This window comes from Micromonospora sp. NPDC005220, from assembly GCF_040607895.1.
In the GTDB taxonomy this organism is placed as follows: domain Bacteria; phylum Actinomycetota; class Actinomycetes; order Mycobacteriales; family Micromonosporaceae; genus Micromonospora.
This window is the reverse complement of sequence record NZ_JBEXHP010000015.1, coordinates 75,864-90,318: the sequence shown is the minus strand read 5'-3', so window position 1 is coordinate 90,318 and position 14,455 is coordinate 75,864. Positions and strand designations below refer to the sequence as shown.

The 14,455-nt window shown below is 69.8% G+C and carries 12 protein-coding genes and 1 pseudogene; 6 read left to right on the top strand and 7 right to left on the bottom strand.

Features of this window, described 5'->3' with window-relative positions; genetic code table 11:
• On the bottom strand, window positions 1-1,119 hold a 1,119-nt coding region (locus ABZU52_RS10100), incomplete at its 3' end, for a PEP/pyruvate-binding domain-containing protein (RefSeq protein WP_354970704.1).
• Between the two features lie 120 nt (window positions 1,120-1,239).
• Between ABZU52_RS10100 and ABZU52_RS10095 the strand changes: the two genes are divergently transcribed.
• The gene (locus ABZU52_RS10095) at window positions 1,240-1,899 is read left to right on the top strand and encodes a M23 family metallopeptidase (protein WP_354970703.1); all 660 of its coding nucleotides are present in this window, start codon (window positions 1,240-1,242) and stop codon (window positions 1,897-1,899) included.
• 73 nt (window positions 1,900-1,972) lie between these two features.
• Entirely contained in the window at window positions 1,973-2,203 is a 231-nt protein-coding gene (locus tag ABZU52_RS10090; RefSeq protein WP_238643562.1) for a DUF2188 domain-containing protein, read from the top strand.
• Between the two features lie 105 nt (window positions 2,204-2,308).
• Here the strand turns inward: ABZU52_RS10090 and ABZU52_RS10085 are convergent, their stop codons facing one another.
• Both ABZU52_RS10085 and ABZU52_RS10080 read right to left on the bottom strand, forming a co-directional pair.
• Window positions 2,309-3,331: a DUF4331 family protein gene (locus ABZU52_RS10085; protein WP_354970702.1), complete on the bottom strand. Its 1,023-nt coding sequence runs from the start codon at window positions 3,329-3,331 to the stop codon at window positions 2,309-2,311.
• 160 nt (window positions 3,332-3,491) lie between these two features.
• Window positions 3,492-4,748: a family 16 glycosylhydrolase gene (locus ABZU52_RS10080; RefSeq protein WP_354970701.1), complete on the bottom strand. Its 1,257-nt coding sequence runs from the start codon at window positions 4,746-4,748 to the stop codon at window positions 3,492-3,494.
• Between the two features lie 373 nt (window positions 4,749-5,121).
• Here ABZU52_RS10080 and ABZU52_RS10075 point away from each other — a divergent pair, with 373 nt between their 5' ends.
• The gene (locus tag ABZU52_RS10075; RefSeq protein ID WP_354970700.1) at window positions 5,122-5,520 is read left to right on the top strand and encodes a hypothetical protein; all 399 of its coding nucleotides are present in this window, start codon (window positions 5,122-5,124) and stop codon (window positions 5,518-5,520) included.
• An 18-nt stretch (window positions 5,521-5,538) separates the two neighbouring features.
• On the opposite strand, the gene ABZU52_RS10070 is transcribed toward ABZU52_RS10075, so the two are convergent.
• From ABZU52_RS10070 to ABZU52_RS10055, 4 genes are all read right to left on the bottom strand, one after another.
• Window positions 5,539-7,005: an aminotransferase class V-fold PLP-dependent enzyme gene (locus ABZU52_RS10070; protein ID WP_354970699.1), complete on the bottom strand. Its 1,467-nt coding sequence runs from the start codon at window positions 7,003-7,005 to the stop codon at window positions 5,539-5,541.
• The gene (locus tag ABZU52_RS10065) at window positions 6,995-8,755 is read right to left on the bottom strand and encodes an ATP-binding cassette domain-containing protein (RefSeq protein WP_354970698.1); all 1,761 of its coding nucleotides are present in this window, start codon (window positions 8,753-8,755) and stop codon (window positions 6,995-6,997) included. Before ABZU52_RS10065 ends, ABZU52_RS10070 begins: the two co-directional genes overlap by 11 nt.
• Window positions 8,756-8,967: 212 nt before the next feature.
• Complete coding sequence (locus ABZU52_RS10060) at window positions 8,968-9,801, bottom strand: alpha/beta fold hydrolase (protein WP_354970697.1); 834 nt, start codon at window positions 9,799-9,801, stop codon at window positions 8,968-8,970.
• Window positions 9,798-10,382, bottom strand: a complete 585-nt coding sequence (locus ABZU52_RS10055; protein ID WP_354970696.1) for a TetR/AcrR family transcriptional regulator — start codon at window positions 10,380-10,382, stop codon at window positions 9,798-9,800. The genes ABZU52_RS10060 and ABZU52_RS10055 overlap by 4 nt, the downstream gene beginning before the upstream one ends.
• Before the next feature lie 137 nt (window positions 10,383-10,519).
• Between ABZU52_RS10055 and ABZU52_RS10050 the strand changes: the two are divergent.
• The 3 genes and pseudogenes from ABZU52_RS10050 to mmsB all read left to right on the top strand — a co-directional run.
• Window positions 10,520-10,795 (top strand): annotated as a pseudogene (locus ABZU52_RS10050) (alcohol dehydrogenase catalytic domain-containing protein); the annotation flags it as partial.
• Between the two features lie 769 nt (window positions 10,796-11,564).
• Complete coding sequence (gene mmsA / locus ABZU52_RS10045; RefSeq protein ID WP_354970695.1) at window positions 11,565-13,112, top strand: multiple monosaccharide ABC transporter ATP-binding protein; 1,548 nt, start codon at window positions 11,565-11,567, stop codon at window positions 13,110-13,112.
• Window positions 13,109-14,407: a multiple monosaccharide ABC transporter permease gene (gene mmsB / locus ABZU52_RS10040; RefSeq protein WP_354970694.1), complete on the top strand. Its 1,299-nt coding sequence runs from the start codon at window positions 13,109-13,111 to the stop codon at window positions 14,405-14,407. Before mmsA ends, mmsB begins: the two co-directional genes overlap by 4 nt.
• Window positions 14,408-14,455: the final 48 nt, after the last annotated feature.

Here is a 14,455-nt window from a genome sequence, read left to right as displayed (position 1 = left end):
CCGCAGGATCCCCACCTCCGCGCGGCCGGCCGTCCGCAGCGACGCCGCCCCCGGTGCCCCGCCGCGCCTGACGCCGCCGCTGGTCGGGGCGAACCGGGGATCCGCCAGCACGTGCTGCATCACCGCCTGGGCGCGCGGCCCGAAGTCGACAGCCAGGAGTTTCACCAGTCGCTTGCGGGACGACCTGTCCCGCGCGAGGTCGGACAGGTCACCGTAGAGACGTCCGCCGATGTCGACGATCTCGACCCGTATCCCGAGCGCGGCGAGCATCGCGGCGATCTGCGTCCGCAGGGTCGACATGCCCATCGGGGTGACGGGTTGCAGCATGCCCTGGACGTGCCCGAACTCCAGGTAGACGCGGGGAAGGGGCTTGTCGGTCGGCGGCGGAGCCGGGAACAGGCTGGTGATCGGCCGGGACTGGAGCAGCCACAGTTCGTCCTCCGCGTCGATCGCCCACTCGACATCCTGTGGGCAGCCGAAGTGGGCCTGCAACCGCTCGCCGGTGGCGCGTAGGCGGGCCAACTGCCCGGACGTCAGGCACCCGGCCTCGTCGCGCGCGGTGTCGTCGAGGAGGTAGTGGTCGACGGTCGTGGCGCCGTCCACCACTGTTGTGCCGAGGCCGGGGGCGGCGTCGACCGCCATCTCGTCGCGGCGGCCGGTCAGCGGGTTCGCGGTGAACAGCACGCCCGCCACCGCGGGGGTGACCATGCGCTGCACGACGACGGCCATCCGCACCGCCCGATGATCGATCTGGTGGGCGTCGCGGTAGGCGGTCGCGCGCTCGCCGTGCAGCGAATCCCAGCACTTCTCGATGGCGGCGATCACCTCGTCGGTGCCTGTGACGTCGAGGAGGGTGTCCTGCTGCCCGGCGAAGCTCGCGTCCGGCTGGTCCTCGGCGGTGGCGCTGGAGCGCACCGCCACCGGGCCCGCGCCGAGTCGCTGGTACGCGGCGACGACCTCGGCCGTGGGGACGACGCCGGCCCGGTGCGCCTCGGTGGTGACGCAGAAACCGTCGGGGACCCGCTCGCCGTGCCGGATCAGCTCGCCCAGCCCGGCCGCCTTGCCGCCGACGAGATCGGTCATGGCGGCGGTCACCTCGGACAAAGCGATCACGTGCATGGGAGCCCACTCTCGTTGCAATACGACTGCATTGCATATGACCGTAGCGTGTTCACGATGCGACTGCAATGTCACCCTTGCCGTGGCCGGCCCGGCGTCGGGACGTTGCCGGGATCTGCCATGCTCGGTCCGGTGACGACCGGCCGCCCGATCCGAGCCCGTTCCCACCGCCGCCCGCGCCGCCGCGCCATCCGCGTCCTCCTCGCGCTCGTCGCGGTGGCGGCCGTGCTGGGCATCGCGGTGGTGGCGGTGCCGATGCTGCGACCGGCCGGGCCTCGCCCGCTCTTCCAGATGCCGGTGGCGTGCGGCGAGACGTGGCAGCTCAGCACCTACCCCGGCCACGACGACTACGACGTCGACTTCTTCCCGATCGAGGGTGAGGCGTGGGGGCGGCCGGTGCTCGCCTCGTACGCCGGCACGGTCACGGTGGCGGGCATCAACGGGTCGCTGGGCGACCGCACCCCGGAGAACCCGGACGGCCCACGGGGGCGCGGCGGCGGCTACTGGGTGAAGATCGACCACGGCGGCAAGTGGGAGACGCAGTACCTGCACATGCTCGAACCGCCAATGGTCACGGTCGGGCAGAAGGTCGCCCAGGGTGACCAGATCGGGCGGCTGGGTAGCACCGGCAACTCCGGCGCACCGCACCTGCACTACGAGCAGCGCCGCGGCTGGGACAAGGTCGAAACCCACTTCGACGGTACGCCGTCGGGCATCACCACCGACGAACGCGAACAGATCCTGCGGCGGGTGAGCAACAACTGTCCGGCCGTCTCCTGAGGACGGCGGTTTGCCCGGCGCGGCTCGGGGCACTGATTCGGGGGACAGTTCAGACGCAGGTGAGGAGCCGGCCATGGCCAAGGGTGACGTCGAGACGTACCACGAGGACGGGCAGTGGAAGAACAAGCCGGAGGGTCACGAGCGGGCCAGCAGCACGCATGACGTGAAGGCCGACGCGCAGGCCCAGGGCCGCGAGATGGCGGCCGACCGCGGCGTCGAACACGTGATCAAGAAGCAGGACGGCACCATCGGGGAGAAGAACACCTACCCCCGCAGCCGTGACCCCCGCGACATCGAGGGCTGACAGCTTCCAGTCTCAGCGGACCGACCTCCTCGACGTGACCGAGGAGGTCGGTCCGCTTCTGCCCGCTCCGGTACCCGCCAGCTTTCTCCCGTGACGCCGGCCATGTCAGGCCGGGACCACGTACGGGAACGAGGCGGCACGGGCGCCCTTCGTGACCTCCGAGGTGAGGCCGGACGTGGTGCCGGTGTTGAGGACCAGGGAAAACATCACCTCGGGCGCGTTGTCGGCCAGGGTGCGACCGTTGCGGACCGCGAAGCCGAAGTTCGCGGCCGTGCCGACCTGGTACGACAGCAGGTCGGGGTAGAGCTGCCGGGCGACGCTCCAGCCGTACGCCTGTGGGTCCGGTGCCGTGCCGTTCGCCTTGACGACCCCGGCGACCGCGTTCGCGATCTCCTCGCCGCCCTCGGCCAGGTCGCTGCCGGGGTGCCGGAAGTTGGCGGGGTTCGAGAAGTCGGTGTCGTGGGGCCAGAAGATCGGCCACATCATCGGGTGGCCGGCGCGGTTGATCTGGCGCCATCCGCCGGCGTCGGTGGCGAGCATGGTGCGGCACCAGACGCCGATCTCGGTGCCGTCGCGCAGGAGTGGCTCGTCATGGGAGACCTCAAGGACGATCGACTCGACGGTGTTGCCGGCGAAGCTGTTCTTGGCCTGGTCGACCCGCCACGCCGAGCGATCCACTCGCGATCCGTTCTTGACCGCGCCGTTGATGGTGGCGAGTTCGTCGAGGTCGATGAAGAAGGGGTCGGTGATCCGCCCGGCCCAGATCCGGACGTTGCCGCCGATTGTCACCTCTCCGGTTCGCCCCTTGACGATCGGGGTGCCCATGGCGGCGTCGTCGCGGGCGTCCGCTCCGGGGAGTTCGTACAACTGGAGTGCCTGCCGGGCGTCGCCGTCCGGCTCGCCGAAGGCGAACCGGTATGTCAGGTCCTCCACCTCGGCACCGTTGATGTGAATCTTGATCTCGTAGCGCGCCTCGGCGTGGAAGCCGCGCTTGATGTCAGCCCTGGTCACCGAGCTGTTGACGTCCATGACGAACACGGTGGCGCGGTCACCGTCGAAGACGTACAGGTCGTCGATGTAGAGCTGACCGCCCTGGGCGGCGAGGGGCGTATCAAGGTGGTGCGACATGAGCTCACTCCCGGAACTGCCGGATTCTGGACTAATCCGAACATAGTGTGCGTGAGCCTGGCCTCCCCGCTCATCGCGCCAATCCGGTCTGCGGAGGCCCGCGTACGACGGTGGGCCGCCCGAATGTTCTCGGACGGCCCACTCACCGATGCTCGTGTCCTCAGATGCGGGACCACTTCTGGTTGGCGGCGCCGAGGCAGTCCCACAGGTGCAGCTTGCCACCGTTGTTGGGGTTGGCCTCCCGGACGTCCACGCACTTGTTGGCGTTGAGGTTGACCAGGTCGCCGGCGGCGTTGAGGGTGAAGCGTTGCGCGGTGTTGCCGTTGCAGCTGACCAGGTTGACCTCGGTGCCGTTGGCGGTGCCGGCCCAGGCCGGGTCCATGCACTTGCCCATCGCGCGGATGGTCCCGTCCGAGGCGAAGGTCCAGCTCTGGGCCGCGGTGGTGTTGCAGTCCCAGATCTGGAGCTTGGCGCCCTCGACCGGATCGGCGCCGGGGATGTCGATGCAGCGACCGCTCTGCGCCCCCCTGATCCGGCTGGTGCCGGGAGCCGGGTCGCCCCCGCCCGAGGTGTAGCTGGAGACCCGGACGTAGTCGACGAGCATCTGCTGCGGGAACTGGGTCGAGCCGTCCGGGTAGCCCGGCCAGTTACCACCGACCGCCACGTTGAGGATCATGAAGAAGGGGTGGTCGAACACCCAGCGGTTGCCGCCGAGCCGGGCCGGATTGACCTGGTGGTACTGCACCCCGTCGACGTACCACGTGATCACGTTCGGCTCCCAGTCCACCCGGTAGGTGTGGAAGGTGTCCGCGAGCGGTGCGCCGAGGGTGCGGCTGCCGGTGATGCCGCCGCTGCCGGAGTAGCCGGGCCCGTGCACGGTGCCGTAGACGGTGTTGGGCTCCCGGCCGATGTTCTCCATGACGTCGATCTCGCCCGCGTCGGGCCACCCGCCGCCGGTGCCGAGCATCCAGAAGGCCGGCCAGATGCCCTGACCACGCGGGATCTTGATCCGGGCCTCGAAGCGCCCGTACGTCTGGGTGAAGGTGGCCGCCGTCAGCAACCGCGCCGAGGTGTACTCACAGCGCCCGTAGTGGCACTGGTAGTTGGCGGGGTTGTCCCGGCGGGCGGTGATGACCAGGTTGCCCTGGCCGTCGTGGACGGCGTTGCTGGTGCTGTTGGTGTAGTACTGCCGCTCGTTGTTGCCCCAGCCGCCGCCGCCGATGTCGAACCGCCATTTGTTCTGGTCGACGGGCGTGCCGGCGGGGGAGTTGAACTCGTCCTGCCAGCTGATCGGGCCGATGGCGGCCTCGGCCCGGTCGGGGTGCGCCGGGACGACGAGCGCCGTCGTGGTCGCGACGAGGGCGACCGCCAGGAGTACGAGGGGGCGGAAGCGGAGGCTGGGCCGGGCTGTGAACACGGGAGGCTCCTGAGCGTGGGGGTGGAGGCGGTTTACCAGGTAGAGAGCGCTCTCTGGAGCGAAGCATGTCGATATCGTGTCCTTCTGTCAAGAGTGTTTCCAATATCACGACCGTCCGTTACCGCCCGATGCTGGGCAGTGAGCGGCTGGGCGGCGGACCCGTCATCGCGGTGAGGCTGATCGATGCCTCCGAGATGGACGGCGCTGACCCATCGAAGGAGTTCGGCGCGGCCGAGGGTTACTCGATAGCGGTCGAATCGACCCTTCCTATTGCCGTGGGGCGTCCACCCGGGACAGGATGACGAGGCGTGCTGGAAACGTTCCCGTAACCTGCGCGCTGCTGGTCTCTGTCACAAGGAAGTGGGAGTCAGTCATGAGCGAGGCGTCGACGGCGCTGGGTGTGCGCCTCTACCCGGATCTGGTCGAGCAGGGCGGTCTGGCCCCCGCACTTGTCGAAACCGCTGGCCGCCACGGGCTCGATGTCGGCCAGGTGACCGCGCCGGAGCAGGGGCGGGCCCGGTTCACCTGCGCCGAGCTGCACTCCGACGAGGGCGTGGTCTGCGTGGGGCTGGGCTCGCAGGCCCGCTACTTCATGATTGACATTCGCGTCTCGGGGGAGGTTCTCGCCCGCGGTGACGTCATGGACCTGGTGCAGGTGGCCCAGGTGGCCGCGGCCTGGCGGGCCGGCCTGACCTTCGCCGAGCTGACCGCCCGGTTCCCGTTCATGGAGGAGATCAAGCAGCGCCCGGCGCCGGTGGCCCAGGTCAGCTAGCCGGAGCGATAGGGCAGGTCAGCAGCGCAGCCGAGGTGGCAGTGGTGACTCGGCACCGACGTTCCGGTTGAGATAGGTCGACTGCACGAAGGCGACGAAGCGCTCCGCGTCGGTCGCCGCGGAGGCCAGTCCGAACGAGACGCGGACCGCGCCGCCCGTCGGCAGACGCAGCGCGGCGAGGTACTGGTCGATCGTGTCGACCCCCGCCAACAACCGCTGCCGCGTCGACGTCCGGCTGATCCCGAACGCGCCCTCGCCCGCGCCCGGGTTGCAGAAACAGCCGGTACGCAGGGAGAAGCCGGCCCCCGCCGCCTCCCGCGCGACGAGCCGCTCGTCGACCAGCGTGCCGTCCGGGTGGCGCAGGTTGAACGTCACCGTGCCACCGCGCCCCGCACCCGTCGTCGGCCCGTACACCTGAACCAGCGGCCCGCCGGTGTCGTGCCGCAGGGTGGCCAGCCGCTCCAGCAGCCATTCGGTGAGCAGGCCGACCCGGGCGTGCACGACATCCACGCCGATCGAGTCGAGCCAGCGCAACCCGAACTCCACGTCCGGGATGCTCAGGAAGTTGAGCGTGCCGTCCTCGAACGCCGACTCGTCGTCCATCGGCCGGTGCCAGTCGCCCTGCACGCTCACCGCGCGGATCGTGCCGCCGGCGAACCAGGGCCGGCGCAACCGGGCCAGCGCCGCCCGGCGGGCCAGCAGCGCGCCGACCCCGGTGGGGTAGCCGAAGAGCTTGTACCAGCTCAGGCACACGAAATCCGGGCGGACGACGCTGAGGTCCAGCCGGTTCGTCGGCGCGAAGGCGGCGGCGTCGAGCAGCACGTCGTAGCCCCGCTGGTGGGCCAGCTCCACCCAGCCCAGCGGGTGCTGCACCCCGGAGAAGTTGCTCTGCGCCGGATAGGCGAACAGCCCGCGCCGACCGGACCGACCCCACCGACGGGCCAGGCCGCCCCGGCCGGTGTCGAGCGCCACGACCAGGTCCGACTCGGCGACCCGCAGCTCCGGCCCGCTCAGCGGCACGTAGCGGACGGAGGCGCCAGACGACCGGGCGTACTCGCGGATGCCGTTGACCGAGTTGTGGTTGTCCCAGGTCAGCACCAGCGGCGCGGCCCGCCCGAAGTCGTACGCCTCGCCGACCAACCGGCAGGCGCCGCTGGCGTTCGGGGTGAAGACGACCGCGTACTCGGCCGGGTCGGCGCGGAAGAAGGCGAGCACCTCGCGTCGCGCCGACTCCACCAGCGAGCCCGCCGCCACACTCGTGGGGTTCTCCGAGTGGGGGTTGCTGAACAGGCCGGCGAGCAGCCGGTCGTGATGGGCGCGAATCTGGGCCTGGGCGGCCACCCCGGCCCCGGCGTAGTCGAGGTACACCTGCCCGTCGGTGTCCAGGTGTCGGTACTCGGTGGCGCGCAGCTCGTCGATTTGGCCGGTGGCGGCGTATCCCGGCAGCGCCGTGGGGGAGGCGTGCGGGATCGGCTCAGGACGCACGACCGGAACCCCGTCGGACCAGTACCGCCCAGGTGGCACCAAGGAAGAGCAGTACGAACCCGCCGAGCACCAGCCAGTCGACCCACACCGGCCGGGAGAAGCTGTCGCCGTACGTGGCCAGCAGCGGCGGGCCGAGCGGGGAGCCGCCGTCGCGCCAGAGCCGCTCCACCCCGGCGGTGTGCCCCAAGCCCTCGAACGCCCACCGGTTCGACATCGCGTAGCTGAGCCGCTGTCCGCCGACCGCCATCGCCGGCACCGGCAGGATCGCGCCGACGAACAGCACCTGTGGGAAGCACAGCATCGGCAGCATGAGCGTCGCCTGGGCCGCGTCGGACACGGCCGCCGAGCACAGCAGGCCGAGGGCGAGCGCCGCCGCCGAGGAGAGCAGCAGGGTCGCGTACAGGGCGGCGAAGTCGGCGCCACCGACCGGCGGCAGCCGGTCCATGCCGCGCAGCACCCCGAGCAGGGCCAGGTCCACCAGGGCCAGCAGCGGCAGCAGCACGGCGACCTTCGCCAACAGGTACGGGGCCAGCCGGAGACCGGCCAGCCGTTCCCGGCGCAGGATCGGCAGCTCGGTGCAGATCTGGAGCAGCCCGTAGGTCAGCCCGAAGAAGAAACCGCCGAAGGCGATCCAGAACAGGATCATCACGGTCACCGTCGGGCTGGGTCTGGTCGGCTCGAACGCTCCCGGACGGAACAACAGCGCGAACATGCCGAGCACCATCAGCGGCGAGCCCAGCAGGATCGCGAGGGTCAGCCGGTTGCGGACGACGATCTCCGCGTTGCGGGCGGTGAGGACGGCCCACTGGCGCAGCCGGCCGACGCGCCGGGGCGGGGTCGCGGCGACGTCACCATCGTCGGTGCCACGGCGCGACGGCTCGGCGATGTCACCATCGTCGGTGCTCAGGCCCGACTGCTCGGCGATGTCACCATCGTCGGTGCTCAGGCCCGACTGCTCGGCGTCGCGGTGCCCGGCGAAGCGATCGGGCCACTCGGCGGGCTGCGTCGCCTCGTCGAGCCGGAGGTGCACCTCGACGAGGGACCGCAGGCCGAAGAACTCCCGGGCGGCGGCGGGGGTGCCGGCGAACGCCAGCCGGCCCTGACGGGTGAGCACGACGACCCGGTCGCAGTGGTCCACGTCGGTGACCTGGTGGGTGGTCAGCACGACGGAGGCTCCCGCGTCGGCGAGCGCGCGGAGCACCCGGAGCAGCTCCACGGCGATCGCCGGGTCCAACCCGGAGGTGGGCTCGTCCAGGAAGAACACGCCGGGTCGGGTGAGCAGCTCGACGGCGATGCTGGCGCGCTTGCGTTCGCCGCCGCTGAGCAGGCCGACGGGCGTGGCGGCCCGGTCGGTGAGCCGCAGCTCGGCGAGCACCTCCGCAACCCGGTCCGCGATCTCGGTCGGGCCGGCAGAGGGTAGGCGCAGTCGGGCGGCGTACCGCAGGGTGCGGGCCAGCGGCAACTCACGGTGGATGATGTCGTCCTGCGGAACGAGACCGATGGCGCCCGCCGCGGTGATGCCGTCGTAGGTCACGGTGCCCGCCGCCGGTTGCTGTACCCCGGCGAGGGTCTCCAGCAGGGTGGTCTTGCCGGCGCCGCTGGCACCGATGATCGCGACCAGTTCGCCCGGCGCGATGGTCAGCGAGATGTCGGTCAGGATCTGTCGACCACCGCGGACGCGCTGACCCAGCCCCTGGGCGGCGATGCCGACACCGGCCCGAGGGGGAGACGTGGTCTGCTCGGTCGTCATGTCGACTGCTCGATCCGGTCGGGGAGTGGTCCGCTTAAATATCGTCCCTCGCCGATGTTACTGAGCGGCAGCGCAGCGCGCCCGGAGTAGACGGTCAGTGACCCTCGTCCGTTCAGCCGGTGGTGGTCAGCGCCTACGCCGGCACCTGGAGGTAGGTCAGTGGCGGCGGCCGGTGTGCCATCGGCCGCCGCCGGGGGTTCGGGCGGATCGGGTCAGGCCGGTGGCGCCTCGGCGAAGAACTGCCGCAGGGCGTCGGCGACCAGGGCGGGCGCCGTCATGGTCACGAAGTGCGACTGACCTGGCCAGACGACATGACGCGCCGCCGGGATCGTCGTCGCGAGGGCGTTCATCGTGGTGGGCATCGGCTCCCAGGTGTCCGCGCCGGCCAACAGCAGAGTCGGCACGGCGATCGAGGACCAGCGGGTGATGTCAGTGCTGTCCTGCGCGAGGGCCTCCAGATCGTGCAGCCAGCCGATCGCCGCGCGGCGCGACTCGACCGGGTCGGGCACCCGATCGCCAGCGCTGACGGCGAGCGCGGCGACGATCTCGGCCGGGACCCGGGTCACGTCGTGCAGAGCCGCTGCCATCGCGGCGGCGTCGTCGCGCTCGAAGGCGGCACGGTACCGGTCGAGCAGTGGCACGATCTCCGCCCCGGCCGCGAAGAGCGGCGGCTCGAAGACGGCCAGCGAGCGGACGTCGTGCGGGTCGGCCACTGCGGTGTGCAACGCCAGGGTCGCCCCGTAGGACGCGCCGACGAGGTGAACCGGGCGGCCCGAGGGCTGCCGGGCCGCCTCGACGACGGCGATCAGGTCGGCGGTCTCGTCCCGGAAGGACTTGGTGCCGACCGGGACGTCGCTGGGACCGTATCCGCGCCGCGCCGGCAGCCACACCTCGTACTCGTGGGCGAGGTGCTCCGCGACAGTGGCCCAGGAGTGCAGACCGCCTCCCGAGCCGTGCACCAGGACGACGGGGTCGCCGACGCCCAGGCGTCGCACCACCAGGCGGGTCCCGTCGGTCGACTCGACCGACTGGTCTTGGCTGTTCACTGCTGCTCCCGATTCTCCGTTGGCCAGTTGCTCAACGTGGTGTGCACCGCGTCGAGGATCGACTGCCACGACGCGTCGACGGCGCGGGGATGCCCGAAACCGTCGACCGTTTCGAGGCTTGCGAAGCCGTGGAAGGTGCTGCGGACGAATCGCATCGCGTCGGTCAGGGCCGGCTCGTCGAGCCCGTACCCGCGCAGCGTCGCGTAGCTCAGCTCGATCAGGCGGAGGTGCCCCGCCGACCGCGTGCCGACCTCGGGCGGCAGCTGAAGCTGGGTCGCCGCGTACTGCCCCGGGTGTGTGACGGCGAAGGCGCGCCAGGCGTCGGCGAACCCGACCAGGGCCTGACGGCCGGCCCGCCCGGCCACCGCTATCGCGAGTGCGTCGGCGAAGGTGGCCGCCGCCCGGACCGCGACCTGCTCGATCAACGCGTCGCGGCTGCGGACGTGCACGTACAGGGCGGCGTCCGAGACCCCGAAGTGCCGGGCGACCGCCGCGACTGTCAACCGGGAGAGGCCGACCGAGTCCGCCAGCTCGGCTGCGGCCGCCGAGACGCGTGCGCTGGTCAGACCCTGCCGTGGCATACCGAACCTTCATCTCACTAGGAAATAACTTAGGAATCCTAAGATAGCACCGACGAACGCCCGGCCGCTGGCCCGGCGGGCATGAACGGGCAGGTCGGGGGAAGACCGGTCGTCCAGCGCCGATCAGGAGACCCGGGATGAGAGCCGTCGTCTACACGGACGTCCGGACCGTCGCCGTGCGGGAGGTGCCCGACGCGGCACTTGAGGCGGAAACCGACGCGCTCGTACGGATCACCTCCACCGCCCTGTGCGGCACCGACCTGCACATGTACGACGGACGGACCAGCGCCGAGCCCGGCCTGGTGCTCGGTCACGAACCGTTGGGTGTGGTGCAGGAGGTGGGCGCCGGGGTGCAGACCGTCCGGCCGGGCACCCGGGTGGTGATCCCCACGCACCTGTTCTGCGGGACGTGCGTGATGTGCGCTCGCGGGCTCTCGGCGGCCTGTCTGAGGGCCCGGGCCGAGGGGCTGCACCCACGACCGCCGTTACACGGTCCTGCTGCGGGACCTGGTCGTCGCGGGCCGAGCGCGGCCCAGCATGATCGTCACCCACCACGGCACCCTCGCCGACGCCCCCGAGCTGTACCGCCGCTTCGACCGCCGGGAAGACGGCGTGATCAAGGCGGTGCTGCACCCCTCCTGACCGACCGGCGCCGTGGGCGGCAACGTCGGACCACCCCGAATCGCCCTTAAGGGACGTTAAGGCGCCGGTCGGCTCCCTGGTCGGAAGCTGACGAGACGATCATCGTCGATCCGGTCGGCGGGCAGAGGCGTGCGTCACACCGTCGACCGAAGATCGTCGTGCCGTCGCGGCCCGACGTCGGCCTCGCGGTGCCATCAAGATCATTCAATGACGAGGAGTCCGTCGCTCGCCGTCCTTGATCCGGCCGGTGGTGGATCGTGCCTGGTGGCGGGCCTGTCATCGATGACCGAGGCCGATGGCGGGGCTGCCTACCATTTGACAACGTTGCCACCGGCAGGCGAAAGTGCCGGGAGGGGCTGCCGAGGTGGCTGTGACGGGCGAATACTGTGGCACGTCTATATTGCCGGATTGTTACTTTTTCAACAGCCTCTCGCCTTGCGGATCCCCCTTCGGCCGCAATACGTTGCCGTCAACAACAAAACCAAGTGAAGGTTCAACCTTCCGGAGGCAACCGATGACGTTGGCGAGGTGGTACGAGCGATGAGCGACGTGCCGATCCTCCTTGAGATGCGCTCCATCACCAAGGAGTTCCCCGGAGTCAAGGCCCTCTCCGACGTCAACCTGGTGGTTCGCGCCGGCGAGATCCATGCCATCTGCGGCGAGAACGGCGCCGGCAAGTCCACCCTGATGAAGGTGCTCAGCGGGGTGTACCCGCACGGCACCTACGACGGCAAGATCGTCTACCAGGGGTCGGAGAGCAGGTTCTCCGACATCCGGGCCAGCGAGAACGCCGGCATCGTGATCATTCACCAGGAGCTCGCGCTCATTCCCGGCATGTCGATCGCCGAGAACATCTTCCTCGGCAACGAACCGCGCAAGCGGGGCGCGATCGACTGGAAGGCCGCGAACCGGATGGCGCTGGACCTGATGGCCCGGGTCGGTCTGGAAGAGGACCCGGACACCCTGATCAAGGACATCGGGGTCGGCAAGCAGCAGCTCGTCGAGATCGCCAAGGCGTTCGCCAAGGACGTGAAGCTGCTCATCCTCGACGAGCCGACCGCCGCGCTCAACGAGGCCGACTCGCGCCACCTGCTGGACCTGCTGCGCGGTTTCCGCTCCCGCGGCATCACCTCGATCATGATCTCGCACAAGCTGAACGAGATCGAGGCGATCGCCGACCAGATCACCATCCTGCGCGACGGCCGGACCGTGGAGACCCTCGACGTCAAGGCCGACGGGGTCGACGAGGACCGGATCGTGCGGGGCATGGTCGGTCGCGAGCTGAGCAGCCGCTTCCCGGACCACACCCCGAAGATCGGCGAGGTCTTCTTCGAGGTCCGCGACTGGAACGTCCGGCACCCGATCTCCGCCGAGCGCCAGGTCTGCAAGAACGAGAGCTTCGTGGTGCGCCGCGGCGAGATCGTCGGCTTCGCCGGTCTCATGGGCGCGGGTCGTACGGAGCTCGCGATGAGTGTCTTCGGCCGCTCCTACGGGGTGTACGAGTCGGGCACGATCATCAAGGACGGCAAGGAGATCGTGCTGAAGTCGGTGGCTGACGCCATCGACCACGGGCTCGCGTACGTCAGCGAGGACCGCAAGGCGATCGGCCTCAACCTGCTCGACGACATCAAGTCGTCGACGGTGGCGGCCAAGCTGTCCAAGATCTCGCACCGCGGCGTGCTGAGTGAGGTCGAGGAGTACCAGGCGGCCGAGGCGTACCGCAAGGAGTTGCGGACCAAGGCCCCGACGGTCGACGAGAGCGTCTCCAAGCTCTCCGGCGGCAACCAGCAGAAGGTGGTCCTGGCGAAGTGGATGTTCACCGACCCGGACCTGCTGATCCTCGACGAGCCGACGCGCGGTATCGACGTGGGTGCCAAGTACGAGATCTACGGCATCATCCAGCGGCTCGCCGACCAGGGGAAGGGCGTCGTCGTCATCTCCTCGGAGTTGCCTGAGCTGATCGGGCTGTGCGACCGCATCTACACCGTGTTCGAAGGTGCCATCACGGGCGAGATCGCCCGAGCGGACGCGACCCCGGAAAACCTCATGAAGCAGATGACCTCGACGAAGAAGATGCTGACAAAATGAGCCGATTGAAGGACCTTCAGAAGAACCTGTTCGGGGGAACCACCTCCAACGCTCGCCAGTTCGGGATGATCTTCACCCTGGTGGCGATCGTCGTCCTGTTCCAGATCCTGACCGATGGCCTGACCCTGCGGTCGGACAACCTGATCGCGCTGTTCCAGCAGAACTCGTACATTCTGATTCTGGCCATCGGCATGCTCATGGTGATCGTCGCCGGGCACATCGACCTCTCGGTCGGCTCGGTCGCGGCCTTCGCCGGCATCCTGGTCGCCAAGTCGATGACCGAGTGGGACCTGCCCTGGCCCGCCGCCATCCTGTTCGGCCTCGCGATCGGCGCGATCATCGGTGCCTGGCAGGGCTTCTGGGTGGCCTACATCGGGGTGCCGGCGTTCATCGTCACCCTGGCCGGCATGCTCCTGTTCCGCGGTGGCAACCAGTACATCGGTAACGCGAGCACCGTCCCGGTGCCGGAGGGCTTCCGGGAGATCGGTGCCGGGTTCCTGCCGGAGTTCGGGCCGGACACCGGTTACAACAACGCGACGCTGCTGCTCGGCCTGGCCGCCGCGGTGGCCGTGGTGTGGCGCGAGATCCAGGCCCGCAAGACCCGGCGGGAGATGGACGCCGACCCGGCACCGATGTGGATCTCGATCCTGCGGATGGCCATCATGGTCGGGGTCATCGCCTTCGCGGCGCTGCGTTTCGCCAGCGGCCGAGTGGGCACCAGCTTCCCGATCTCCGGCGTCATCCTGCTGGTCCTGGTCATCGCGTACTCCTTCTACACCCGCAACACGGCCGGTGGCCGACACATCTACGCGGTGGGCGGCAACTCCCGGGCGGCCGAGCTGTCCGGCGTGAAGCTCAAGCGGGTCAACTTCTTCGTCATGATGAACATGTCCGTCCTGGCCGCGCTGGCCGGCATGATCTTCGTGGCCCGCTCGGCGGCCTCCGGTCCGCAGGACGGCAACGGCTGGGAGTTGGACGCCATCGCCGCGGTCTTCATCGGTGGCGCGGCCGTCGCCGGTGGTATCGGCACCATCAGCGGCTCGATCGTCGGTGGTCTGGTCATGGCCGTGCTCAACAACGGCCTGCAGCTCATGGGCGTCGGCACCGACCGCGTCCAGATCATCAAGGGCCTGGTCCTGCTGCTGGCCGTCGCGATCGACGTCTACAACAAGAGCCAGGGGCGCTTCTCCATCATCGGAAGTCTGATGCGACCGTTCCGTCGCGAGGACTCCGCCCCACCCGCCTCACCGCCGGACGCGGAGCGCGAGCCCGCCAAGGCAGCGGTGTCCGGCTGACGGCCACCGACCTCTCCACCCGTCTCACATCAAGAAAGGCAAGTCCTC